This is a genomic window from Microbacterium sp. CH1 (assembly GCF_001595495.1).
In the GTDB taxonomy this organism is placed as follows: Bacteria; Actinomycetota; Actinomycetes; order Actinomycetales; family Microbacteriaceae; genus Microbacterium.
The window spans coordinates 1-22,254 of the sequence record NZ_LOSO01000021.1 but is presented as its reverse complement, the minus strand read 5'-3'; the positions used below and the strand labels follow the sequence as shown (position 1 = coordinate 22,254).

Annotated in this window: 26 protein-coding genes; 8 read left to right on the top strand and 18 right to left on the bottom strand. The window is 67.9% G+C overall.

Annotated elements, in window-relative coordinates:
• The first annotated feature begins 81 nt into the window (after positions 1–81).
• Entirely contained in the window at positions 82–615 is a 534-nt protein-coding gene (locus AUV07_RS14850; RefSeq protein WP_005050761.1) for a helix-turn-helix transcriptional regulator, read from the top strand.
• A 5-nt stretch (positions 616–620) separates the two neighbouring features.
• On the opposite strand, the gene AUV07_RS14845 is transcribed toward AUV07_RS14850, so the two are convergent.
• The 5 genes from AUV07_RS14845 to AUV07_RS14825 are packed head-to-tail and all read right to left on the bottom strand — an operon-like array spanning position 621 to position 3,276.
• The gene (locus tag AUV07_RS14845) at positions 621–1,373 is read right to left on the bottom strand and encodes an HNH endonuclease family protein (protein ID WP_005050763.1); all 753 of its coding nucleotides are present in this window, start codon (positions 1,371–1,373) and stop codon (positions 621–623) included.
• The gene (locus AUV07_RS14840; protein WP_005050765.1) at positions 1,370–1,846 is read right to left on the bottom strand and encodes a hypothetical protein; all 477 of its coding nucleotides are present in this window, start codon (positions 1,844–1,846) and stop codon (positions 1,370–1,372) included. Before AUV07_RS14840 ends, AUV07_RS14845 begins: the two co-directional genes overlap by 4 nt.
• A complete protein-coding gene (locus tag AUV07_RS14835) occupies positions 1,846–2,148 on the bottom strand; it encodes a hypothetical protein (protein WP_005050767.1) in 303 nt (100 codons plus the stop codon). The genes AUV07_RS14840 and AUV07_RS14835 overlap by 1 nt, the downstream gene beginning before the upstream one ends.
• Positions 2,141–2,392 carry a hypothetical protein gene (locus AUV07_RS14830; protein WP_005050769.1) on the bottom strand — a complete coding sequence of 84 codons (252 nt, stop codon included), beginning with the start codon at positions 2,390–2,392 and terminating at the stop codon, positions 2,141–2,143. The genes AUV07_RS14835 and AUV07_RS14830 overlap by 8 nt, the downstream gene beginning before the upstream one ends.
• Positions 2,392–3,276: a hypothetical protein gene (locus AUV07_RS14825; protein WP_005050771.1), complete on the bottom strand. Its 885-nt coding sequence runs from the start codon at positions 3,274–3,276 to the stop codon at positions 2,392–2,394. The genes AUV07_RS14830 and AUV07_RS14825 overlap by 1 nt, the downstream gene beginning before the upstream one ends.
• Before the next feature lie 152 nt (positions 3,277–3,428).
• On the opposite strand from AUV07_RS14825, the gene AUV07_RS14820 reads away from it, so the two are divergent.
• Together AUV07_RS14820 and AUV07_RS14815 are read left to right on the top strand one after the other, a co-directional pair.
• On the top strand, positions 3,429–4,088 hold the full coding sequence (locus AUV07_RS14820; RefSeq protein WP_005050774.1) for a type IV toxin-antitoxin system AbiEi family antitoxin domain-containing protein: 660 nt from the start codon (positions 3,429–3,431) through the stop codon (positions 4,086–4,088).
• On the top strand, positions 4,021–5,142 hold the full coding sequence (locus AUV07_RS14815; RefSeq protein WP_231868285.1) for a nucleotidyl transferase AbiEii/AbiGii toxin family protein: 1,122 nt from the start codon (positions 4,021–4,023) through the stop codon (positions 5,140–5,142). The genes AUV07_RS14820 and AUV07_RS14815 overlap by 68 nt, the downstream gene beginning before the upstream one ends.
• Before the next feature lie 167 nt (positions 5,143–5,309).
• Here AUV07_RS14815 and AUV07_RS14810 read toward each other — a convergent pair whose 3' ends face one another.
• The 9 genes from AUV07_RS14810 to AUV07_RS14770 form a co-directional block, all read right to left on the bottom strand.
• Entirely contained in the window at positions 5,310–5,630 is a 321-nt protein-coding gene (locus AUV07_RS14810; RefSeq protein WP_090586853.1) for a hypothetical protein, read from the bottom strand.
• A 527-nt stretch (positions 5,631–6,157) separates the two neighbouring features.
• Entirely contained in the window at positions 6,158–7,075 is a 918-nt protein-coding gene (locus AUV07_RS14805) for a carbohydrate ABC transporter permease (protein WP_062637304.1), read from the bottom strand.
• A gap of 8 nt (positions 7,076–7,083) precedes the next feature.
• Entirely contained in the window at positions 7,084–8,064 is a 981-nt protein-coding gene (locus AUV07_RS14800) for a carbohydrate ABC transporter permease (protein WP_062637302.1), read from the bottom strand.
• 7 nt (positions 8,065–8,071) lie between these two features.
• On the bottom strand, positions 8,072–8,992 hold the full coding sequence (locus AUV07_RS14795; protein ID WP_062637300.1) for a phosphodiesterase: 921 nt from the start codon (positions 8,990–8,992) through the stop codon (positions 8,072–8,074).
• A gap of 18 nt (positions 8,993–9,010) precedes the next feature.
• Positions 9,011–9,841: a tyrosine-protein phosphatase gene (locus AUV07_RS14790; RefSeq protein ID WP_005052798.1), complete on the bottom strand. Its 831-nt coding sequence runs from the start codon at positions 9,839–9,841 to the stop codon at positions 9,011–9,013.
• The gene (locus tag AUV07_RS14785; RefSeq protein WP_062637299.1) at positions 9,838–11,190 is read right to left on the bottom strand and encodes an extracellular solute-binding protein; all 1,353 of its coding nucleotides are present in this window, start codon (positions 11,188–11,190) and stop codon (positions 9,838–9,840) included. Before AUV07_RS14785 ends, AUV07_RS14790 begins: the two co-directional genes overlap by 4 nt.
• 50 nt (positions 11,191–11,240) lie before the next feature.
• Positions 11,241–12,380, bottom strand: coding sequence for an ABC transporter ATP-binding protein (locus AUV07_RS14780; RefSeq protein ID WP_062637296.1), 1,140 nt, complete (start codon positions 12,378–12,380; stop codon positions 11,241–11,243).
• 102 nt (positions 12,381–12,482) lie between these two features.
• On the bottom strand, positions 12,483–13,073 hold the full coding sequence (locus AUV07_RS14775) for an SIS domain-containing protein (RefSeq protein ID WP_005052796.1): 591 nt from the start codon (positions 13,071–13,073) through the stop codon (positions 12,483–12,485).
• The gene (locus tag AUV07_RS14770; protein ID WP_164743636.1) at positions 12,989–13,462 is read right to left on the bottom strand and encodes a MurR/RpiR family transcriptional regulator; all 474 of its coding nucleotides are present in this window, start codon (positions 13,460–13,462) and stop codon (positions 12,989–12,991) included. The genes AUV07_RS14775 and AUV07_RS14770 overlap by 85 nt, the downstream gene beginning before the upstream one ends.
• A 60-nt stretch (positions 13,463–13,522) precedes the next feature.
• Between AUV07_RS14770 and AUV07_RS17690 the strand changes: the two genes are divergently transcribed.
• Positions 13,523–13,873, top strand: coding sequence for a hypothetical protein (locus AUV07_RS17690; RefSeq protein ID WP_005052795.1), 351 nt, complete (start codon positions 13,523–13,525; stop codon positions 13,871–13,873).
• Positions 13,874–13,989: 116 nt separating this feature from the next.
• Here AUV07_RS17690 and AUV07_RS14765 read toward each other — a convergent pair whose 3' ends face one another.
• Positions 13,990–14,199 (bottom strand): hypothetical protein, encoded by a 210-nt coding sequence (locus tag AUV07_RS14765; protein WP_045245741.1) that lies wholly within the window; start codon positions 14,197–14,199, stop codon positions 13,990–13,992.
• 302 nt (positions 14,200–14,501) lie between these two features.
• On the opposite strand from AUV07_RS14765, the gene AUV07_RS14760 reads away from it, so the two are divergent.
• The 3 genes from AUV07_RS14760 to AUV07_RS14750 all read left to right on the top strand — a co-directional run bounded on the left by AUV07_RS14760 (position 14,502) and on the right by AUV07_RS14750 (position 18,756).
• Positions 14,502–15,821 carry an ISL3 family transposase gene (locus AUV07_RS14760; RefSeq protein ID WP_231729493.1) on the top strand — a complete coding sequence of 440 codons (1,320 nt, stop codon included), beginning with the start codon at positions 14,502–14,504 and terminating at the stop codon, positions 15,819–15,821.
• Between the two features lie 183 nt (positions 15,822–16,004).
• On the top strand, positions 16,005–17,273 hold the full coding sequence (locus AUV07_RS14755; protein ID WP_374754502.1) for an IS110 family transposase: 1,269 nt from the start codon (positions 16,005–16,007) through the stop codon (positions 17,271–17,273).
• Positions 17,274–17,436: 163 nt separating this feature from the next.
• Positions 17,437–18,756: an ISL3 family transposase gene (locus AUV07_RS14750; RefSeq protein ID WP_422655925.1), complete on the top strand. Its 1,320-nt coding sequence runs from the start codon at positions 17,437–17,439 to the stop codon at positions 18,754–18,756.
• Positions 18,757–18,988: 232 nt separating this feature from the next.
• Here the strand turns inward: AUV07_RS14750 and AUV07_RS18240 are convergent, their stop codons facing one another.
• A complete protein-coding gene (locus AUV07_RS18240) occupies positions 18,989–19,423 on the bottom strand; it encodes an acetamidase/formamidase family protein (RefSeq protein WP_442922887.1) in 435 nt (144 codons plus the stop codon).
• A gap of 438 nt (positions 19,424–19,861) precedes the next feature.
• Between AUV07_RS18240 and AUV07_RS17420 the strand changes: the two genes are divergently transcribed.
• Positions 19,862–20,708, top strand: a protein-coding gene (locus tag AUV07_RS17420; RefSeq protein WP_370239738.1) for an IS5 family transposase whose coding sequence is annotated in 2 segments (ribosomal slippage) — positions 19,862–20,167 and positions 20,169–20,708 — 846 coding nt in all. Because the reading frame shifts where the segments join, the coding sequence is not laid out codon by codon here.
• Here the strand turns inward: AUV07_RS17420 and AUV07_RS14735 are convergent.
• On the bottom strand, positions 20,689–21,018 hold the full coding sequence (locus AUV07_RS14735) for a hypothetical protein (RefSeq protein ID WP_026095586.1): 330 nt from the start codon (positions 21,016–21,018) through the stop codon (positions 20,689–20,691). The genes AUV07_RS17420 and AUV07_RS14735 overlap by 20 nt on opposite strands.
• A gap of 323 nt (positions 21,019–21,341) precedes the next feature.
• Positions 21,342–22,088: an MBL fold metallo-hydrolase gene (locus AUV07_RS17415; protein ID WP_197462160.1), complete on the bottom strand. Its 747-nt coding sequence runs from the start codon at positions 22,086–22,088 to the stop codon at positions 21,342–21,344.
• Between the last annotated feature and the right edge of the window lie 166 nt (positions 22,089–22,254).

The following is a 22,254-nucleotide window of genomic DNA, read 5'->3' as shown; positions in this document are numbered from 1 at the left end:
CCCCAACCAAGTTGGGTCTGGTTGCCGCGGCGCGCCGTAACCGCGAAAGTGGTTATATTCATCCAGCTGAGAGGAGCGCTGATGACCGGACGGCACCTCACCACGGCGGACGTCGCCGAGAAGCTCGGCGTGTCCGTCGTCGCGGTCTACAAGATGCGCTCCATCAGCAACAAGCTGCGCAGAGCCGGCCAGGAGGGTCCTCTGCTCCCCGAGCCGGTTGCCATAGAAGGCAACTCCCCGCTCTACGACGAGGCCGCGATCGACGCATTCGCGCAGGAGCGCGCGCGCAGGGCGCCCTCGCAGCGCGGCCGCCGGCCGCGACTGATGCCGGGACTGGCGCGCGATGCGGCTTTCGCGGAGCGGTTGCGGGCGGCGATCGCGGACGGGGCGGGGGCGCCCGAGGTTCCCACGCAGGCGGCTCTGATCGACCTGCTCGGCTTGAACGTCGTCACGTTCGGTGAGCGGATGCGAGGGCGCACCCGCTGGACCGACGCCGAGCTCGAGGTGATCAGGCGCACCCTCGGTGTCGACACGACGGATGCGAACGAGGTCGTAGACCGCGCTCGCGCGGCCAAGCGTCAGGCGCGCGCGGCGAGATCCCACGCGGGTTCGTAGCGGCTTCACGACATGCTCCCGCTCTCGTCGCTGGCTTGCTGGGCAGCGCAGGTTGAGAGCGTGTCCACGAGCGCACCGCGGTCGGCTTCGTCGACCGCGAGGTGCCAGGTGTCGACGATCTCCGTGTAGCGGGCGACGTAGGTGCACACGTAGTCGGCGTTCGATGGCAGCCACAGGGCTGGCCCGTGGTCGTTCTTGGCCGCATTCGTGTTGCCATCGACGGCGACGATGTTGTCGAACGAGTTGGCGAACTGAATGCGCTGCTGCTCGGTCCACGCCCACGCGCCCCCGGCGTGCGCCGCCGAAAGGCTGACGATGTGGTCGATCTGGACGCCGGAGCTTCCCGGGGCTCCAGGGGCGGCGATCCGGTCGTGCTCGAACTCAATGCGTGTGCCCGTGTACGGATCGGGGTCGAGCACGCCGGAGAGCACCGTGCAACCGTCACGGACGACGTCCTGCAGCTGGACGGCGAGGAGATCGTCTCGCTGATCGCAGCCGTTTCCCTCGATGTCGATCCAGCGCTCGCCGAACGTGGCGCGGCGATACTCGGGAATCTCCTCGGTGGGATCGATCAGCGGCAGCTCCTGCGCGACTGCGGCGAGCGCGGTGTAGTCGTAGGTCGGGTCCGGGGCGGGTGCCTGCGGGCGCGTCCATGTGTCGATCCAGGAGGTGATGCCCAGCTGGTGGGCGCCGAAGCCGAGCGCGAGAGCTGCGACCGCGGCGAGGGCTGTGCTGGCGCGGCGGGTGCGTCGGTTCATCTGCGCTCCTTTGCCTGTGCGGTGTCGGCTTGGTCGAGCAGCAGTATGGTTCGGGCGATCTGGGTGCGTGCCTCGTCGATGACCTCGAGGGTTTCGTCGTCGGCGTCGAGCTCTGAGAGTGCGTGGCTCTGGCGGCGGAGCTGGTCGCCGAGGTGGAACATGCCGGCACTGAGGAGGACCTCGGCGAGCGCGGCCGCGCGGGCGCCTTGGTGGTCGGCGCTGACGGCGAGGTCGTCGATGATCTCGATGAGGGTTGCGCGGGATCCCATCGTTGGGTCTTCTCCTGGAGTGAGCTCGCGGAGCGCTTCACGGTTGAGCAGCGTCTGGAAGAGCCTGTGCATCCGTTGGGTGAGGGGGCGGCCGTCGCGGCGGGTGCAGTTGAGCGCGAACTCGCGGAAGCTCCATCGGACGGTGACGGGTGTGCCGGTCTGGATGGTCATGGCTTCCTGGAGGCGCACGGCGATGTCGGTCATCAGTGCTCCTCGGTTCGGCCCAGGTGGGGGATCTGCTTGAGGTGGGCGCCGCGGCCGTTGCCGAGCTGGGGGGAGATCGCGCAGCTGGGCAGGTGCAGTCTCGCGTTCGGCCCGTGGCCTGCTGCCGCGTGGGGTGTGGGCTGCCGCGTTGGCCGGGTGTGCCGGGCGCCTCGCTGAGTCAGCGGGAGGGGGTTGAAGCGCAGCGACAGGGCCCAGCGATGGCCGCCGAGCGCGCGGACGACCCGCAGCCACTCTCCCTCTTTGGTGGAGTCGATGGTGAAGGTGTTCGGCTGGTCAGACATCTGCGGCTTCTTTCGGTGCGAAGGGGCTGTTCTTGGCGTCGCGGAGCATCTGCCGGGTGATCGGCTCGGTCTCCTCGAGCGAGGCGAGCGAGAAGTAGTGGCGGCGGGCGCGGGCCGCTTCGGTGCAGGTGAGCAGCTGGCGGTTGCCGTGGTTCGGGCATCCTCCCTTGCTGCGGCATCCGGCCAGGTAGCCGGCGGTGGTGCCGTGCAGGGCGGCTTCGAGGATGTCGAGCGTCTTGCTCATCAGGCGGCCTGCCGGAGTCCGAGGTCGTCACGGTCGCGGTCGATGGTGCGGACGTCGACGCCGAGCAGGTCGCTGAGCTGGGTGAGGCTGAGTCCGCGTTCGGTCCCGCGTCGGGTGGCTTCGAGGCGCTCGTCTCGGGTGAGGCGGACGTTCTGGCCGGCGAGAGCGAGCTCGATCGCGATCTCGTCGAGCAGGGGTTCCTGCCCGGCTGTGGGCGGTGCCGGGTCGGTGTCGATGTCGTCCCAGGCCAGCGGCGGCAGCCAGCCGTGCCGGCGTGCGACCGTGAGTGCGTAGGAGCGGCCGACCCGCTGCGCTCGGGTGTGGGTGGGGGGCTGCTGGTCCCAGAGCTCGTCGTAGAGCGCGGCGATGTCGTCGTGGACACGGATGTCCACGTAGGCGCCTTCGAGTGCCTTGTTGACCTTCCAGCGCGGGTAGCCGAGTCGGCGTGCGATCTCGTGGTGGTTCCATCCGATCGCGGCCAGAGCCTGGAGGCGCCGGCGGGTGCCGCGGCCGTTGACTCGGCCCTGCGCGGCGAGAGTGCTGCTGTCGGGGGTGACTGCGAGGAGTTTGCGGGCGGTGGCGCCGGTGACGAACCGTGCCGTCTCGCTGTTGAGCAGGCGACGGACCGTGGCGCCGCCGACGCCGGCGCTGATGGCGATCCGTTCGGGGATCATCCCGGTGTCGACCAGTGCCTGCAGGTGCTGCCGGATCGGCTCGATGGGTTGGTGCGCGTCCTGGTATCGCCCGTAGGCCAGGAGACGGTAGCGGTCGCGGCGGCGGCGCGCGTTGCCGTCCATGCAGGCGCGGCACCCGCAGAGGTGGACGACGTAGCAGGTGGAGGTCAGCCCGTGCTTGTGGTCCGGCGGGCAGGTGTGGGTCCGCATCTTCTCCTCCTCACAGATGGTTATATTCCCGAATATAACCCGTTCCCGAGGGTTTGGAACCCCCTCACTGCTAAGGGGTGGCCCCAGAGGCTCGAAGTCGACAATCTGAACGAGCTACAACGTTTGTTGCGGTTTCTCGCTACACTGTGCGCATGGCAGGATCAACTTTCGCTCGTCTGGGCGAGCTCGCGTCACAGCGTTGGGGCCTGGTGACCACCGCCCAGGCGCTCGAGGCTGGCGTGGCGCGCCCGACCCTGACGCGCCTCGCCAACAGCGGCGCGCTCATCCGCGTCGCGCGCGGCGTCTACCGCCTCGCCGGCGCGCCAGAGCACGAGCAGGAGGCGATCCTCGCGACCTGGCTCGCCCTCGGCGGCGCCGACCGTCCCCGCACAGACACCGGCGTCCCGCCCGTCGTCGCCGCAGGCCAGACGGCCGCGCAGCTGCATGGCATCGGCGACTGGTTCCCCGGGCCACTCGAGTTCGTCGTTCCCACCCGCCGCGGTACCCGCCTGGACGGGGTGCGGCTCCGCACCCGCGAGCTCGCGCCCACCGAGGTGGTCTCCGTCGACGGGATGCCGACCATGAGCGTCGAGCGCACGATCGCCGACCTGATCGAGCAGTGGGTCGACCGCTCCCTCGTCGCCGATGCGCTCGCCGACGCCGCGGACGCGGGAAAGCTGCTCTCCCCCGCCCGCCTGACCGAGTATCTGGAGCCGCTGGCCAAGCCCAACAAGTACCCCTCGGGTGCCGCGCTCGCGGCTGATCTGCTCGCTCTTGCGGGCGTCGACGCGGTGGTGCCGGCCGATGCCTGAGCCCGACGGCTACAAAGACTGGACGGGGCTTGCGCAGGCGATCAAGGCGGCCGCGACGAAGGCAGCCGGTGACGGCGCGAGCGCGCTGGATGTGAATGCGCAGATCGTGCAGGCACAGCACGATCGTTTCCTCAGCCGGGTCTTTGCGGAGGGGGAAGAGTCCGAGTGGCTGCTCAAGGGCGGCACGGCGATGCTCGCCCGGGTGCCGAAGTCACGGTCGACGAAAGACCTGGATCTGGCCTCGACCGGCGCCGCCGATCTGGATGCCGCGCAGCAGGCGCTCGAGCAGGCAGCCGCGCGTGATCTCGGCGACCATGTGCGGTTCCAGCTCACCCGTGCCCGTGCGACCGGGCGAGGAGAGAACCAGCCGGGTGTCGCGACCCGGCGCCTGGTGTTCACATGTCTGGACGCGAACACCGGCCGGAGGATCTCCGACATCCCCATCGACGTGGTCGTCGGCCCTCCCCCGGTCGGCCGCGTCGAGACGATCGAGCCGTCGACGCGGCTGCAGCTGGGGCGGCCGGTCCCGTCGCACCCCTACCGGCTGTTCCCGATCTCCGATCAGGTCGCGGAGAAGGTCACTGCGACGATGAGCACCTACAACGGCCGCCCCAGCAGCCGCGCGAAAGACCTGGTGGACATCGTCACCATTGCACGCACGCAGCGCGTCGACCTGCGCGAGCTGCAGATGGCCATCGACGCGAAGCGTGCACTGTCAAAGCTCGACTCGTTCACGACGTTCACGGTCCCGGACGGTTGGGACGGTCCCTACCGGGTGCTCGCGGCCGGCACGCCCTCAGCCGGCGGGATCACCGATCTGGGTGAGGCCGTGGCTCTCGCGCGTCAGCTGATCGATCCCGCGCTCGCCGACGCGCCCGTGCAACCGGGGACGGTCTGGGTCCCTGGCTCAGGCTGGACACAGAACCCTCCGCCGCCGGAGCCGGGCGGCAGCGGATCCCCTTCGGGGGAGGTCCACGTGCGCGCGCACGTGCGCTCCGGTTATCCGGCTCTTCGGACATTCGGTGGGGGTCATGGGGTGAGGGCATGTACCTGATGCCCGAGCCGACAGCCAACCGGACAGCTGTGTTGGTCTAACGCGGTGCCGTGCGATCGGTTCAATGCGAGTGCCCGCGCCTCCACAACAGTGGGCGGCGGCTTCAACTCAGAAGCGCGACCCCGAGCCCAGTCGCAGGCCCGCGCCATTGCGATGGGTGCGGCTCGTCAGTTGGCGCCGGGGAGTCCTCGGGCTAGCGGGGACTGCAGCGGTGTGAGATGCGGGATCGGGATCGGCTTCGAACGCGTCGAGGCGACCTTCCCGCTCCGCTGCGCCATGGCAGTCAGTCGAACGTCTTCGCGCGTCGCGTGATGGCTGGCTCGCAGACCCGGCCGCATCCAGATCGCCTCGTACCCGCCGCTCGCCGCGCGCTCCACGTAGGCGATCAAGCGCTCGGCGCTTGCTTCGTCGATGCCGGCGTCGCACAGCCGCCAGGCGCCCTGGCCGAGCGGCTCGAACACCAGCCTTTGTTGATCTGCGGTGATCATCAGTACCTCCAGATCAACAATGCGCTGACAGCCGTCGTCTGCATCCCCCCTTGACAACGACCCTGGCTAACGCACGTCCGGGCGCGCGACGAGGGAAGCCTGCACGTCGAATACGACGACGACGGTGCTCCGGAGCACGAGTACGCCGTACATGAGGTGACGCTAGTCCCGGTCCTTCTGCAGTGCTCCGTATATGAGTTGGTTCTCGACGGCGCATCCGATGAGCTCGCCGGACTCCCGAACGTTGAAGAGCGGGTCGGCGATTCGATCTACACCGACGCAGAGGACTACTACGTGACGGGACTGTGGGGCGACGATTGACTCGTGCGAGCGCGCGGTAGAAGCTTGGTCGGTCGTACGCGGCGCCAGCTTCGGCCAGCCATGGGAAGTCAACGAGTAGGGGCACGCTTGACGACGCCCGGAAGATCGCCCGCGACCTCCCGCTTGCGTTCGTCGCCCGCAAGGGGATCGGTGCAAGACGTCGCTGCTTTGGGTGGCTTGGTCAGTTCAGCCGTAGGGACGGTGCCTCACTTGAGTCCTGATCGCACGAAGGCGTCGACGACGTATCGCTGGAGGAACACGTAGATGAGCAGCACGGGCACGCAGGCGAGCCCGGCGGCGGCCATCGTCGCGCCCCAGTTGTTTTCCTCGGCGCTCAAGAAGCTGCGCACGCCGACCTGGATGAGTGCATCGCCCTGGCGCATGATGAGCGTCGGCCAGAGGTATTCGTTCCACGCCGAGATGAACGCCATGATCCCGAGCGCGGCGAGCGCCGGCTTCATGTTGGGCACGACGACGGTCCAGAGCGTGGCCCAGCTCGAGCGCCCGTCGAGGTGTGCGGCTTCGATCAGCTCGCGGGGGAAGGCGCGCATGTGCTGCACCATGAGCAGCACGGCGAAGGCTCCGGCGAGCTGGGGGATCACGACGCCCCCGACGGTGCCGAGCAGGCCCATCTGCGACACGAGCACATAGTTGGGGATCATCGTGACCTGGAACGGCACGAGCCACGACCCGATGAAGAGGAACATGAGCAGCTTGCGCCCGCGGAAGTCCCACATGGCGAACCCGTAGGCGGCGAGCACGGCGATGAGCAGCTGCGCCACGGCGAGCATGATCGACATCGCGAAGGTGTTCCACAGCATGTTGCCGATGGGGATGGTGTTCCACACGTAGGCGAAGTTCTCGAGGCTGAGCGGCCAGGGCAGCAGCGTCTGGTCGAGCGCGTTCTCGGGGGCGCGGAAGGCGGTGGCGAACATCCAGTACACGGGGAAGACACTGAACAGCGCGAGCATGATCAGCACGACGTGGCCGGCGATGGTGCCGAGGCGGGTGCGGGATGCCACGGCGACATCTTCCGCCGAAGCGGAAGCCGCCCGCACGCGAGCGCCCTTGTGCAGCACGGTGTCGGCGGCGAGCGCCGGCCCGGTGACGGTGACGAATGACATGGGTGGTCCTAGTTGTCGTAGAAGCTGAGCCGCTCCTGCAGCTCGAGGAAGATGAGTGCGATCACGCCGAACCCGACGAAGAAGATCACCCCGGCCGCCGACGAGATGCCCACGTCGAAGTTCTGGAACCCGAACTGGTACAGCAGGTAGTAGATGTTCGTGGTTGAGTTGGTGGGCCCGCCCTGGGTGAGCAGGTCGATGATCGGGTAGGTCCACTGCGCGGCGAGGAGGATCGTCATGAGCGACAGGAAGACCAGGGTCGGTGAGAGCAGCGGCAAGGTGATGCGTCCGAAGATGCGGCCGGCGCCGGCACCGTCGAGTGCGGCGGCTTGACCGTATTCGGGGCTGATGCCGGCGAAGCCGGCGGCGATCACGAGCACGCCGAAGCCCAGCATCTGCCACCCGACGATGACGATGACGGCCCAGATGGCGAGGTCGGGGTCGCGGAAGACGTTCGGCATGTCGACGCCGAAGTGCGCGAGCACGGTGGCGAATGCCCCCTGCTCGGCGAACAGCCACCGCCACACGGCGCTGGTGGCGACGGGGGTGATGAGGAACGGCACGAAGATCAGCGCCTGATAGAAGGTGCGCATTCGCCCCCGCACCTGCCGTGACATGACGGCGATCGCGATCGGCAGCACGAGCGAGAAGACGAAGAACGCGGCGATGTAGACGACGGTGTTCAGCAGCGCGGTGTGCAGCTCGGGCAGCGCCAGCACCTCGGCGTAGTTCGACCCGCCGACGAACGTCTTGGGGCTTGTGGGCAGCAGGTTCCAGTCGTAGAACGACAGGCCGAACGTCTGGGCGAGGGGACTGTAGGTCCAGAGGATGAGGAACGCGGTGCCCGGCAGCACATACAGGTAGGGCAGCAGGCTCTGGGGCCGAAAGCGCGAGCGGCGCACGACGGGCGCGGATGCCTCGGCCGGAGCCGCGCCCGCTCCCTCGGCCGGCGCAGCGGCGGCCGAGGGAGCGGAGACGGTGACGAACATGGGCTGACTACTCTCCCGCCGACGCGTTGACGGCGGCCGCGTTGACGGCGGCGAGCTGCTCGTCGGGGGTCATGTTCATGAACGCCTCGAGCATCTCGGGAGTCATCTCGTAGACGGTCGGGAACTGCCCGATCGGCACGACGGAGTGCAGCACCCGGTCGCCGTAGACGTGCACGAGGTTGTAGGACTGGCCGCCGTCCTGGCCGCGGGCACCGGGGTAGGCGACGGCGAGGTCCTGCGTGTAGCAGGTCGCCGACGCGACCGACACGGGCACGCCCGCGAACGTGCTGGTGGTCGAGTAGTGCAGGTGACCGCCCAGGATGCCGCGCACGTCGGTGCCCCGGATGACCTCGGCGAGGCGCTCCTGGTCGCGCAGCTCGATCAGGGCGATGAGCCCGATCGGGCTCGGCACGGGCGGGTGGTGCAGCGCGATGAGGGTGCCGTCGGGCGCGGGGACTTCGAGCTCGCGGCGCAGCCACGCCAACTGCTCGTCGCTGATCTCGCCGTGGTGCTGCCCGGGCACCGTCGAGTCGAGCGCGATGATGCGCAGACCGTTGACGTCGTAGACGCGGTCGACGGGCTCGGACTGGTCGGCCTCCTCGTCGAGCAGGCCGCGGCGGAACGCGACGCGCTCGTCGTGATTGCCCATCACCCAGATCACCTGGGCACCGAGCTTCTCGGCGGCGGGCTCGACGATGGCCCGCAGGCGCTCGTAGGCGTCGGGGCGGCCGGTGTCGGCGAGGTCGCCGGTGAACACGATCGCTTCGGGGCGGGCGTTGGCCTTGGTGAAGCCGTCGAACAGCTCTGCGAGGTTCTTGTCACTGTCGATGCGCTCGTGCAGCAGGTCGCCGTCGCCCACGAAGTGGGTGTCAGAGACATGCAGGATGAAGTGCTCGGGAGCGGGATGCTGGCTCGCGATGTGCGACATGGTGTGTGTTCCTTCCGATCAGACCGCGGTGGCGGCGGGGTCGATGATCACGGCGGTGAGACGCTCGAGCTCGGTGGGGGTGAGTCCGTGGGCGAGGAGGTAGGCGCTGATCGACCCGTGCTCGCGGTCGATGCGCTCGAGCAGCGCCTCGAGCACCTCGGCGGGGCTCTCGGTGATGAGTTCGACCATTCCCGCGGTCAGTTCGATGCCGCGCTGTTCGAAGACGGCGGTCATCGCGTCTGACCACTCGCCGCGCAGGTTCTCGGCGGTGGCGGCGTAGTCGGCCACGACGTCGTCGCGGTCGACCCCGGCGGCGGCGAGCGCGAAGGCCACGACGAGACCGGTGCGGTCTTTGCCGGCGGTGCAGTGCACGAGCACCGCGTCGTCGTCGTCAGCCGCGATGATCACCCGGATCGCGTCGACCAGCTGCGCCCCGCGCTCGTCGACGATGTGGTCGTAGACGGGCACGAGTCCGACGTGCGTGGTGGCCTGCGCGGCCGGGTCGGCGTCGTCGAACACGGGCAGGTGGTGCACGGTGACCTCGAGCCCGTCGACCGCGCTCGGCGCTGTGGCGCGCTCGTCGCCGCCGCGCAGGTCGATGATGTGGGCGACGCCGATCTCGGCCAGCCGGTCGCGACCGGTCGCGTCGATGCGGTGCAGAGCATCTGACCGCAGCAGCTTGCCCCACCGGCTGGTGCCGCCGGCTGCACGGTAGCCGCCGGTGTCGCGCAGGTTGTAGAGGCCGGCCACGGCGTGGCGACGCTCACGAGGCGCCGCGGTCGCGGCATCCGGCGACGAAGCGGCCGCGGCATCCGTCGCCGAAGGCGTCAGGTCGAGGTCGATGGTCATTCGATCAGCCCCTGCGCGCGCTCGGCGGCCTCGGTCATAGTGGCGGCCGGGTCGGCGCCGTAGAAGACCGCGTCTTCGATGGCGGTGGCGAGCACCTGGTCGACCTGGGCGTAGCTGTCGCCGGGGTACGACACCCACGGCTCGAGCGCGTCGAGCTGCTCGAGGTTGGGCTTCACGAGCGGGTTGGCTTCGACCCAGTCATAGAGCGGTCCGCCCTCGTCGGCCATGCTGCTGCGCAGCGGTAGGTACCCGATCTGGGTCGAGATGATCTCGTAGGCGCGGGGGCTGGTCATGAACTGCATGAGCTCCCACGCGGCGGCCTGCTTGGCGGGGTCGGTGGCGAACATCGCGAGGAACGAGCCCGAGTTGGTGGGCACGACCGCCTGGTCTCCGAACGCGGGCAGGGTGTGAGCGTCGAGGGTCCAGCCACCGGCCTCGGCGCCCATCATGAACGCGCCCTGCACGGCCGAGCTGTTGACGTGGATCGCGGTCTTCCCCTGCGCGAACGCCTCGTACTGGCTGGTGAAGTCCTCGTTGGTGAGCACGCCGTCCTCGTACATCTCGGTGAAGGTCGCGACCGTATCGATCGCGGCGTCCGAGCCGAACTCGATCGTCGTGCGGTCATCGCTCAGCACCTGGGCGCCGTTCGAGAGGAAGAGGCCCTGCATGCACCAGCTGCCGCCGGTGACCACGCACGACACGCTCATCGAGGGGGCACCGGTGGACTCGGTGATCTGCGCGGCGGCGTCGGCGACAGCATCCCACGTCGACAGATCGACGGTCTCGGGGTCGAGGCCTGCGGCGGTGAACTGGTCTTCGTTGATCCACAGGATGGGAGTCGAGAAGACGTAGGGCAGGCCGTAGGTGGCGTCGTCCCAGTCGGCGAGCACGGCGGCGCGCTCGTGGTAGGGGTAGTCGCCCCCGAACTGATCGGCGAGGCCCTCGTCGCCCACGAGGGTGCTGAGGTTCTGCGCGCCGAGGGTGGTGGCGGCGAAGTCGAGCTCGTTGAAGGTCAGCTGCGCGATGTCGGGCGCTTGCCCGGCGAGCAGCTGCTGCTGCACGCTCGCGGCGGTGCTGGTCGACGGGCTGGGCTGGCCGACGACGGTAATGTTCGGGTTCTCGTCCATGAACTCGTCCAGCAGCTGGTTGATGGCATCCGAAAAGGTGCCGACGTTCGCGAGGTTGTACGACTCGAAGACGATCTCGACCTGCTGGTCGTCGGTCAGCTCGGTGAGCGAGCCGGATGCCGCGGGCGCGCTGCCTGCGGCAGAGCCGGCGCATCCGGCGAGGGCGGCGGCGCCGACGATCGCCGCGGTGGCGAAGACGGCGCGACGGGCACGGGTGTTCATGATTTCTCCTGGGTAGGGGTGAGGGGCAGAACGAAGGGAGGGAAGGCGGCTCAGGCGGTGACGAGCTCGTGCGCGGCCGGGTCGGCCACGGGTGCATCGGCGACCCACTCGAGCCGGCGGCCCGAGGCCCGGTCGAACAGGTGCACGTTCTCGGGCGCGGCGGTGAGCACGATGTCGTCGCCGGGGGTGGCGATGACCTCGCGCGAGGTGCGCACGTAGACCTCGCGCCCGGCGACGAGGCACGTGACGATCTGCTCACCGCCGAGGTTCTCGACCAGGTCGATGCGGCCGGCGATGCGCACGCCCCGGGTGTCGGATGCCGCGTGCGCAGACGCGATCGTGAGCTTCTCGGGCCGCACGCCGAGCACGACATCGAGGTCGGGCACGTCTCCCGGCCACAGGCCGCCGGCGATGCCGTCGGCGGTGACGGCGATGCTGCCGTCGATCGTGACGATGCGGGCGTCGACGAGGTTCATGGCCGGGCTGCCGAGGAAGCCGGCGACGAACACCGACTCGGGCCGGTCGTACACCTGCTCGGGGGTGCCGTACTGCTCGATGCGGCCGGCGTTGAGCACCACGATTTTCGTCGCCATGGTCATGGCTTCGACCTGGTCGTGGGTGACGTAGACGAACGTGGCGCCGAGGCGCCGGTGCAGGGCGGTGAGCTCGTGGCGGGTCTGGGTGCGCAGCTTCGCGTCGAGGTTCGACAGCGGCTCGTCCATCAGGAACGCCTTGGGGTTGCGCACGAGGGCGCGGCCGACGGCGACGCGCTGGCGCTGCCCGCCCGAGAGCTCTTTGGGCTTGCGGTCGAGCAGGTGGCCGATCTCGAGGCTGTCGGCGACCTCCTGCACGCGGGTCGCGATCTCGGCGGCGCCGAGGCGCTGCGTCTTGAGCGGGAACGCGAGGTTCTTGCGCACGCTCAGGTGCGGGTAGAGCGCGTAGCTCTGGAAGACCATCGCGAGGTCGCGCTTCTTCGACGGGAGGTCGGTGATGTCGTCGCCGTCGAGGTGGATGCGGCCGGCCGTGGGCTCGAGCAGGCCGGCGATCATGCGCAGCAGGGTGGTCTTGCCGCAGCCCGAGGGGCCGAGCAAGACGACGAACCCGCCGTCTTCGATGATCAGGTCGATATCACTGACGGCGGCGGTGCTCTTGAAGGAGCGACCGACACCAGAGAGCTGGATCGTTCCCATGAGTCGCCTTCTGCAAGCGACCTGACGAACCGGGGCCTTCCCGCGAAATCCGCTTGCAGAGCTATTGCAATCGAGGAAAGTGAATTTCCTGCAAACGGAGTGTCAACGCCCATCGCCGTGGTCGATAACGTCTGGCACGTCGGATGCCTCGGCGTCGGAGCCGTCGTCGGCGACGATGTCGAGCACCTCTTCGCGCACCGCGAGGCGCGCGCGGTCGGCGGCGTCGCTCATGCGGTCGGCGACGGCGATCTGCAGGGCGTTGAGCACGAGCAGCTGTACGAGCCCGCTGCCGAGAATGCCTTGATCCCACGCCTGGAAGCGCGCACCGGCGACGAGCAGGTGGTCGGCGCGGGTGGTGAGCGGGGTACGGGCGAAGCTCGTGACCCCGATCACGGTGGCGCCGGCGTCGACGGCGGCGTCCGCAACCGCGAGGGTCACCGAGTTGGCGCCACTCGAGCTGACGATGAGGCACACATCACCGGGGGCGAGCACGCGGGCGGTGAGGTGGGCGACCACGCCGTCAGCGGGCGCTTCGCAGGGCCGGCCGTTGACGGCGAACGCGACGGCCGACGCCTGGGCGGCGGCGTGCGAGGCGCCGGTGCCCGAGATCAGCAGGCGCGGCGCGCGGGCGATGGCGTCGGCAGCGGCGTCGAACGCGACCGGGTCGATCGAGGCGAGCGCGGTCTGCAGCATCCCACCCGCCCCTCGGCCAGCCACCGCAGAAAGCCCTCGGTGCCGGCGGGTGCGTCGGGCGCGGCGGTGGCGTCGGCGGCGAGGTCACGCACGAGCAGCATGCGCAGGTGCTGAAAGCTGCGCAGCCCCAGCGCCTGGGCGGTGCGGCTGACGGTGGCCGGCGACGTGTTGGCGGCTTCGGCGAGGTCGGCGCCCGACATGTCGACCACGTCGTGGGGTCGCTCGGCGCAGATGCGGGCGACGCGCTGCGCGCTCGGTACGAGCGACGGCAGGATCGAGAGGATGTGGTCGATGGTTCCGCCGAGCGGCGGCTCGTTGAGGGGCGAGTTCATGTAGCCGGTGATCACCTTTCGGGTTCGCCGCACATCGTATGGGCGCAATGCGACCACGACCCCAACCATAGGTGAACGCAGCGTTCATCGCCTCCGCTATCCGCGAAAGGCAATTTCATGACCTCCCTGCGTCCGCTCGAGCTCCCGAACAGTGCCATGCCCGCAAGGAAGTCGGCCAAGGGTGACTCGACCGAAGACGCCCACCTCGAGCGCCGCGATGGCGCCTACGATGACCGTCCGTGCGAGCCAGAGCCACGTGATCTGTCGATCCCGGCGGTCAAGCGCTCGAACGTTCCGCACGTCGATGTTCCGCTGGCGGGGGCGCCGGGGCAGCAGACACCGGTAACCAACGACGCGAAGAAGCCTGCCACGACGATGACGCCCGCAGCGCGGAACCAGAGGGCGGGGGCGACGCGCGAAACTGATCCTGCTCATGGCCCGATCAGACCGATGGCCACTCAGACGTGAAAGGGGAGACATCGCGCCCGGGCCGAACCGTCGCACGCTGACGTCCCCTCACCGCGCAGTGCCCGCAAGGGGATGGTAGATGGGCGAGCAGTTCTGGGACTCTGGTCGACGATTCTTCAGCTCGCCTGTGGAAGTCCCTGGGACAACGCCTGTCGGATTCTCCAAACAGGAAAACCGCTGAGCTGCGCAATCAAGTCCACATCGAACTCGTGCTCGAAGTAGGCCACCCGCACCGCCCGGATGCGCGACGGATTGTCACCGAAAGCCAGTGTGAACTCGGTGGCGTAGCGCTCCCAGACGCTGAACTCATACCCCGGTGCCGTCACGATGCATTCACCTCATCCCGGGTGCAACTCTCAGGAGTGGTCGCGGTGCTAATGCGATGCTACGACACCCGTGTTAACGCCAGGACACAAGGAGATTCCGGGAAAGCTCGCTACGCACGGTGTGCACCGATACGGGGATGGCCCGCCCGGGGTGCATGGTTCACACCGGGGTGACCAAGGGAATTGGGGGCTCTTCGGACATGCGGTGGGGGTGAGGCTCGCCGGGTGATGGTCGGCGGGTAGGGGTCGAGGTCCCCGAGGATCAGTAGCGCCAACTGCTGATCCATCACGAGGACCTCGACGTGCTTCACCCTACTTCGGGGTGCGCTGACGCGCGCTCTGCCGCTGATCCGTGTTACCGCTGCGATCTGCTGGTCGGTCTCGACGGCGTCCATGTCGAGCACGTTGACCGCCGCGACGGGCTGCTGATCGTCACCGTTTCGACACCGGCGGCGCCGACCGGGTGCCCGTTGTGCGGGGTCGTGGCGATCGGTCGAGGGCGCCGCCGTCGAGTGTTGCATGACGTGCCGGGCGTGACGCGGGTGCGGATCGTCTGGCGGCAACGGGTCTGGCGATGCGGCGACGTGGGCTGTGCCAAGAAGACGTTCGTGGAGCAGCTTCCCTCGCTGGTCGCTCGGCGCGGGTCGCTCACAAGGCGAGCCGTCGACTGGGCGATCGGGCAGCTGCGCCGCGAGCACGCCACGATCGAAGGACTACGTCGTCAGCTCGGGACATCGTGGAAGACGGTGTGGCGGGCTGTTGAGCCTGAACTGGTGCGGTTGGCAGCCGACGAGTCCCGGTTCGAGAACGTGACCACGCTCGGCGTCGACGAGCACATCTGGCATCACGTCGACCACCGCAAGCGGGGCCCGAAGGAACTGACCGGCATGGTCGACCTCAGCCGCGACAGCACCGGGAAGACGCGGGCCAGGCTGCTCGACCTCGTGCCGGGCAGATCGGGGAAGGCATACGCGTCCTGGCTCAGCGAGCGGGGCGAAGCGTTCCGAAAGAACGTGAAGGTGGCGGCGCTGGACCCGTTCGCGGGCTACAAGACTGCGATCGATGACACGCTCGAAGACGCGGTCGCTGTGCTGGACGCGTTCCATGTCGTCAAGCTCGGCACCGCCGCCGTCGACGAGGTCCGCCGCCGCGTCCAGCAAGACACCCTCGGGCATCGCGGTCGGAAGGGCGACCCGCTCTACGGGATTCAGACCATCCTCCGTGCCGGGGCCGAGAACCTCACCGACAAGCAGCGGATCCGGCTGACCGCGGCAATCGAGGCCGATCCTGCGCACGACGAGGTGTTCGTCGCGTGGCAGTGCGCACAGCAGCTGCGCTCTGCCTACCACGCGAAGGACCTGACCGAGGGGCGGCGGATCGCCGAGAGGGTGGTCGACACGTTCCACACCTGCCCGATCCCCGAGATCGCCCGCCTCGGCCGCACCCTCCGCCGCTGGCGTTCAGCGTTCCTGGCGTACTTCACCACGAGCCGCGCGAACAACGGCGGCACCGAGGCGATCAACGGGATCATCGAGCTCCACCGCCGCCTCGCCCGCGGCTATCGCAACCGCGAGAACTACCGCCTCCGCATGCTCCTCACCGCCGGCGGACTCACCCCATGACCCGTTACTTTCTTCGTGACCCGCTCGGCGGCCATGCTGGGCGGTGGCGGCCTGCCGGGCCCGGCATGATTGCTGCCCCCTGTCCTCGATGATCCGGGGGGTGTTGTCACCGGGCCTGGTTGGCGGTGTGTGATCGCTGATAGGGGCTGGACCCGAGCATGCTCGAGGCCGTTCGTAACGTGGATGCCGAGACGCGCCGCCGCGGACGCCGTCACGAGTGAAGCGGAGGACGAAGTGGTCACCAGCATCGACAGATACGACGAGGTCGACGTGTTCGTTGGGCTCGACGTCGGCAAGGGCGAGCATCACGCGGTCGCGCTCGACCGGGAAGCCAAGCGACTATTCGACCGAGCACTCCCGAACGACGAGCGCCAATTGCGGGCGGTGATCGACCAGCTCGCCTCGCATGGCGTGGTGCTGCTGGTCGTAGATCAACCCGCGACGATCGGTGCACTCCCGGTCGCGGTCGCGCAAGCCGCAGGTGCTCTCGTTGGTTACCTGCCGGGGTTGGCGATGCGGCGCATCGCGGATCTGCATCCCGGTGAGGCGAAGACCGACGCGAGAGACGCGGCGATCATCGCCGAAACGGCCCGCACCATGCCGCACACGCTCCGGTCGATCCAGGTCGCCGACGAGAAGGTCGCGGAGCTGAGCATGCTCTGCGGGTTCGACGACGACCTCGCCGGTCAGATCGTCCAGGTCTCCAACCGGATCAGGGGTCTGCTCACCCAAATCCACCCGGCGCTGGAACGCGTGCTCGGGCCGCGGCTGGATCACCCCGCGATCCTGGACCTGCTGCAGCGCTACCCGTCGCCGGCGGCGATGAAGACTGCGGGTGAGAAGCGGCTAGGGAACCGGCTGCTGAAGAACGCGCCCCGCAAAGGTCGTGTCTGGGCGGCAGAGATCATGACCGCGCTCGGCGAGCAGACCGTCGTGGTGACCGGCACCGACGCCGCCGCGCTGGTGCTCCCCAGGCTCGCAGAGCAGCTCCAGGCGTTGCGACGGCAGCGTGACGAGATCGCCATCGAGGTCGAGAAGATCGTCGACGCTCACCCTCTTCAACCGGTCCTGACGAGCATGCCCGGAGTCGGCGTCAGGACCGCAGCCCGGCTCCTCACCGAAGTCACCACCAAGACCTTCGCCACTGCCGGGCACCTCGCCGCCTACGCCGGCCTCGCACCCGTGACCCGACGATCCGGCACCTCGATCCGCGGCGAGCATCCCTCCCGGCGCGGGAACAAGATCCTGAAACGGACCATGTTCCTCTCCGCGTTCGCCGCACTCCGAGACCCCGAATCACGCGCCTACTACGACCGCAAGATCGCCCAAGGCAAACGCCACAACCAGGCCCTCATCGCCCTAGCTCGACGCCGCTCCGACGTCCTCTACGCCATGCTCCGCGACGGCACCCTCTACCAACCGCGACCAGCCGAACCCGCCCTCGCCGCTTGACAGAGGACATAGGGGCACCCCCCCCACCGGATGTCCGAAGAGCCTTAGGGGCTCTTCGGACATCCGGTGGGGTGAGGGTGGCCGGGCGGTGATTCGGCGGTAGGGGTCGAGGTCCCCGAGGATCAGAAGCGCTAACTCTCTGATTCCGACCGAGGACCTCGACGTGCTTCACCCTACTTCGGGGTGCGCTGACGCGCGCCCCGCCGACTGTCCGTGTGCCCGCTGCGACCTGCTTCTCGGCCTCGACGGTGTCCATGTCGAGCACGTCGAGCGTCGCGACGGACTTCTTGTGGTGACCGTTTCGACTCCGGCGTCCCCGACGGGCTGCCCGGGGTGCGGCGTGCTCGTGACGAGCCGTGGTCGGCGCCTTCGGGTGCTGCATGACGTGCCGGGTGTGACGCGGGTGAGGGTGGTGTGGCGGCAGCGGATGTGGCGGTGCGGCGAGTCCGGCTGTCCGCGGAAGACGTTCGTGGAACAGGTCCCGTCGCTGGTCGCGCCGCGCGGGTCGATCACGAAGCGCGCCGTCGCGTGGGCGATCGGGCAGCTGCGTCGCGAGCACGCCACCATCCAAGGACTCGCCCGGCAGCTCGGGACGTCGTGGAAGACGTTGTGGCGGGCCGTCGAACCCGAACTGGTCAAGCTCGCGGCGGACGAGTCCCGGTTCGAGAATGTCACCAGCCTCGGCGTCGACGAGCACGTCTGGCATCACGTCGACCCGCGCCGACGGGGGCCGAAGGAGCTGACCGGGATGGTCGACCTCACCCGCGACAGCCAAGGGAAGACGCGGGCCAGGCTGCTGGATCTGGTGCCCGGTCGATCCGGGAAGGCGTACGCGACCTGGCTCGGTGAGCGCGGCGACGCGTTCCGGAAGCAGGTGAAGGTCGCCGCGTTGGATCCGTTCGCCGGATACAAGACCGCGATCGACGACAAGCTCGACGACGCCGTCGCCGTCCTCGACGCGTTCCACGTTGTGAAGCTCGGCACCGCCGCGGTCGACGAGGTCCGCCGCCGCGTTCAGCAGGACACCCTCGGGCACCGCGGACGCAAGGGCGACCCGCTCTACGGGGTGCAGACCATCCTGCGCGCCGGGGCCGAGAACCTCACCAAGAAGCAGCGGGTGAGGCTGACCGCGGCGATGGAAGCCGACCCCGCGCACGACGAAGTGTTCGTCGCTTGGCAGTGCGCGCAGCAACTCCGCTCCGCCTACCACCAGGGCGATCTGGCCGCGGGGCGGCGGATCGCTGAGCAAGTCGTCGACACGTTCCACACCTGCCCGATCCCCGAGATCGCACGACTGGGCCGCACCCTCCGCCGCTGGCGCGACGCGTTCCTGGCGTACTTCACGACGGGGCGGTCATCGAACGGTGGCACCGAGGCCGTGAACGGGATCATCGAGCTCCACCGCCGCCTCGCCCGCGGCTACCGCAACCGGCACAACTACCGGCTCCGCATGCTCCTCGCCGCCGGCGGACTCACCCCATGACCCCCACCGGATGTCCGAAGAGCCTGATTAGGTCTGACCAACACCGAGTAGATGCCTCAAGCGAGATGCCTCTTCCACTCGCATCGAATCTCCCACGAAGCGGTCGTCGCTCTCTTTTTGGAGATCTGTACTCGGCTGTACTCTGGCGGCAGCAGCCCATCCATCCCACTTGGCCTCATCCACCGTCTCATCAGTCAGGAATCTTTCGCTTCGGTTTCGAGATGCTCTATTCTCAGAGCCCTTCGGGAGCCACCCCGAGCTGAGCCGGTATCTCTAGTCGAACGGTGACTTGCGGTCCACCCCACGCCGCACCTATCCGCATATCGGACGAAACAGAGACGAGAGCCAACGCCTCGGCGGGAGCGAGCGAGCGAGACTCCTCCAGCAGCGCCAATGCCTGTTGGACCAAAATGGACGCAGCCACCTCGAACGTTTCCGCTGCAACCATGACCGCGACCACCTTGTCCGTTCGAATCCAAGGCCAATCTGGCGCTCCCGCCGGAACTACCGTCACTCGAATCGTCACCGTCGCCGGTATCTCCAGCCCGATGCCTGACAGTTCACCATCCCCTTGACACGCGTGCACGTCACCGAGCGACAGGAGGGCACCCTCCACTGCGACGGGAAGGAGAACCGACGTCCCCGCGCACACAATTGCTTGGTCCATGTTGCCCCCATGAGGTCCTGCCAATTGCGTGCTGACAGGGATCAGCGGCGCCGTCCCGATGCACCCAAGCATGGGACGCAACGGAAGAACGATTCCTTCATCGAACTCCACACCATCCGCGGTAACCCGGCAGGTTCGACCCAGTGCTTCAGGCACGCGGCCGAGTGGTACGGGCCCCATGTCGGCGTGTGCACCCGTCCATCCAACTGGATCGCATTCAATCGACAGAATTTCCACACGTAAGCCGTCGCCAGGGCGAGCCGATTCTACGAACACGGGACCAGTCACCGGGTTTCCGCGGGACCGGTCCGGCTTGGGCAACGTGAAGGATCCTCCCAAGGGTTGCGCTAGGGCGTGTTGATCAAGAGGTTCCGCTCCTCGGTGGGTGAGTCTTGAACGGTGACGCGACAGGAGATCTCTGACGAGGTGTGGGCCGTGATGGAGCCGTTGATGCCGACGGTGACCGGTCGGTCGCGGCCGTGGACGGATCACCGGCTCGCTATCGAGGGGATGGCGTGGAAGTACCGGACCGGTGCGCCGTGGCGTGACGTTCCGGAACGGTTCGGGAAGTGGAACTCGATCTACAAGCGGTTCAACCGGTGGGCCGGGGACGGCACCTGGCAGAAGCTGCTCACCGAGGTGCAGAAGCAGGCCGACGCCGCTGGGGAAATCGACTGGGTCGTCTCGATCGACTCCACGATCGCGCGCGTGCATCAGCACGGCGCGACCCTCGCCCGGGACACAGGGGGCTGTGCCGAATCACAAGAATCCGTGGTCCGAGCCGCCTGATCACGGGATCGGACGCTCCCGCGGCGGGCTGACGACCAAACTGCACCTGGTCTGCGACGGCCGCGGCCGGCCGCTGAGCATGATGATCACCGCCGGGAACATCAACGACACCACGATGATGAGCGCGGTGCTGGAGAACATCCGCGTTCCCCGCGACGGGAAGGGCCGCCCCCGCACCCACCCCGACCGGGTGCTCGCCGACAAGGGGTACCCCTCAAGGGCGAACCGCGCCTGGCTCCGCGACCGGAGGATCGCGGCGACCATCCCCGAGCGGGACGACCAGATCGCGCACCGCCGCAAGAAGCCGGGCCGGCCGATCGCTTTCGGCGACAAGCAGAAGGAACGCTACAAGGGACGCAACGTCGTAGAACGCTGCTTCAACCGTCTCAAGCAGTGGCGCGGCATCGCGATGCGCTCGGACAAACTCGCCCGCAACTACCGAGCCGCCGTCAGCCTCGCCGCGGCGCTGATCTGGATCAAGACCGATCTCCGCTGAGCGCTTCGCGCTCCTGCAGCGTGCGCTCAAGCTGTCCCACCGTCGGCGCACCCGCAAAGCCGCGCTCGGTCAGATAGACCCTGCACGCCAAGTCGGCAGTGTTCCCCTGGGACGGGAACAAGTCCTGACCGTCCAGAAGAATCGTGGGCGAGCCCGCGAAACCAGAGCTCACCGCCTCAGCCTCGGTGCGGATCAACACGAACTCCACCGGAACATCGCCCCGTCCGATCGAGTCGAGCACCAGCCGTACTCGATCGCCCGCCTCCTGCCAATTCGGGCAATCCTCGATATGCAGCACCTGGATCTTCACACGCCCATTCTCCCGCGCAACTCGCGGCGGCTGGCCACCCCGCACCTTCTTGATCAACACGCCCTAGAAGGGCGCCGGATCGCGTGTCGTGCGTGCTGAACCTCACTTCTGTGCCGGGCACCACCCGCAAGACCGGTGCAAAGGTCGCTGAATACACGGGCGTACTGTGCTCCCGGCTCACATACTCTGTTCCAAAATCTTGAGTCATCGCGCTCTACATCCTTCCTGTCAAGTCAACAGCGATCGCGGTACAAGAGTCCGCAGTGCATCTCGCCCGGTCTCGACGACTACATTCGTTCAGTGCCCAGATGCCCCCTGAGCCGTCACGGCACGTTTGAAGGCAACAGCGCCTGGGAGAAACGCGCCTGCGCGATAGAAATATGCCTTCCAGCCCGCTGTGCTGAGAGTGAAAAATGACCGGGCATGAGTGCATCGATCCCGAGTGAATCGAGACGCGCTATCGAATTGGCATAGGGGCCGATTCGGGAGTCGTGGATGTTCTGTACTGAAATTCGCCCGCCTGTGAAAACACAATCTCCCGAAAACAGCGTCTTGGACCCATCGCTCCCATTGAGCAGATAACACATGTGGCCGTCTGCATGACCAGGGGTATCGAGAGCGGTCAGCGTCCGACCGCCGAGATCGAAGAACTCTCCGTCTAACAGCGGCTCGACCCCAGGGCAAGCCTCGTAGACATAATCCGACGGGAAAGTGCCGCCGGACTGTGCGCGCGACAGGCTGATTCCATCGACGTCGCCCGTTGATACCCAGCTGGCAACCGCCGCCCCCGCCATCACCCGGAGTTGAGGATAAGCCGCCCGCATCGCGGCAGCACCGCCGGAATGATCGGCGTGGCCATGAGTCAGGAAGAGGAATCCGGGCGCGGTGGTGTCGACACCAGTCGCCGCGATATTGGCGAGGATGAGGTGCGGGTCGCGCCCGCCCCCGGCGTCGATTAGGGCCCAAGAATGGGTTCCTTCAACCAGATAAACATGCGAATCAATCTCGTCGGTCAGGTCGAAGCCGGCGGCTCCACTCCCCACCAGGTGCACGCCGGGAAGAACTCTCATCATCAATCTCCTTCTCTTGGGTTGTCTCCCGCGATTCCGCAGTAGCTTATGGCGATCCTAGCGTCCATGCGAGCGGCGGCTACGGAAAGTGTCAAGGCGGGTGAGACAGATTCCGTCAGGCGGTCTGTATGAGGGCCTCCTGTGAGGGCTGGTTGATCCAGGCGGC

Coding starts and splice junctions, on each gene's coding strand:
- AUV07_RS14810 (WP_090586853.1), bottom strand. CDS start 5,630: ATGATCACCGCAGATCAACAAAGGCTGGTGTTCGAGCCGCTCGGCCAG.
- AUV07_RS14790 (WP_005052798.1), bottom strand. CDS start 9,841: ATGACCATCGACCTCGACCTGACGCCTTCGGCGACGGATGCCGCGGCC.
- AUV07_RS17415 (WP_197462160.1), bottom strand. CDS start 22,088: ATGAGAGTTCTTCCCGGCGTGCACCTGGTGGGGAGTGGAGCCGCCGGC.
- AUV07_RS14825 (WP_005050771.1), bottom strand. CDS start 3,276: ATGCGGACCCACACCTGCCCGCCGGACCACAAGCACGGGCTGACCTCC.
- AUV07_RS14830 (WP_005050769.1), bottom strand. CDS start 2,392: ATGAGCAAGACGCTCGACATCCTCGAAGCCGCCCTGCACGGCACCACC.
- AUV07_RS14780 (WP_062637296.1), bottom strand. CDS start 12,380: ATGGGAACGATCCAGCTCTCTGGTGTCGGTCGCTCCTTCAAGAGCACC.
- AUV07_RS14820 (WP_005050774.1), top strand. CDS start 3,429: ATGGCAGGATCAACTTTCGCTCGTCTGGGCGAGCTCGCGTCACAGCGT.
- AUV07_RS14795 (WP_062637300.1), bottom strand. CDS start 8,992: ATGTCGCACATCGCGAGCCAGCATCCCGCTCCCGAGCACTTCATCCTG.
- AUV07_RS17690 (WP_005052795.1), top strand. CDS start 13,523: ATGACCTCCCTGCGTCCGCTCGAGCTCCCGAACAGTGCCATGCCCGCA.
- AUV07_RS14850 (WP_005050761.1), top strand. CDS start 82: ATGACCGGACGGCACCTCACCACGGCGGACGTCGCCGAGAAGCTCGGC.
- AUV07_RS14800 (WP_062637302.1), bottom strand. CDS start 8,064: ATGTTCGTCACCGTCTCCGCTCCCTCGGCCGCCGCTGCGCCGGCCGAG.
- AUV07_RS14845 (WP_005050763.1), bottom strand. CDS start 1,373: ATGAACCGACGCACCCGCCGCGCCAGCACAGCCCTCGCCGCGGTCGCA.
- AUV07_RS14775 (WP_005052796.1), bottom strand. CDS start 13,073: ATGCTGCAGACCGCGCTCGCCTCGATCGACCCGGTCGCGTTCGACGCC.
- AUV07_RS14840 (WP_005050765.1), bottom strand. CDS start 1,846: ATGACCGACATCGCCGTGCGCCTCCAGGAAGCCATGACCATCCAGACC.
- AUV07_RS14805 (WP_062637304.1), bottom strand. CDS start 7,075: ATGTCATTCGTCACCGTCACCGGGCCGGCGCTCGCCGCCGACACCGTG.
- AUV07_RS14785 (WP_062637299.1), bottom strand. CDS start 11,190: ATGAACACCCGTGCCCGTCGCGCCGTCTTCGCCACCGCGGCGATCGTC.
- AUV07_RS14835 (WP_005050767.1), bottom strand. CDS start 2,148: ATGTCTGACCAGCCGAACACCTTCACCATCGACTCCACCAAAGAGGGA.
- AUV07_RS14755 (WP_374754502.1), top strand. CDS start 16,005: ATGCCGAGACGCGCCGCCGCGGACGCCGTCACGAGTGAAGCGGAGGAC.
- AUV07_RS18240 (WP_442922887.1), bottom strand. CDS start 19,423: ATGGACCAAGCAATTGTGTGCGCGGGGACGTCGGTTCTCCTTCCCGTC.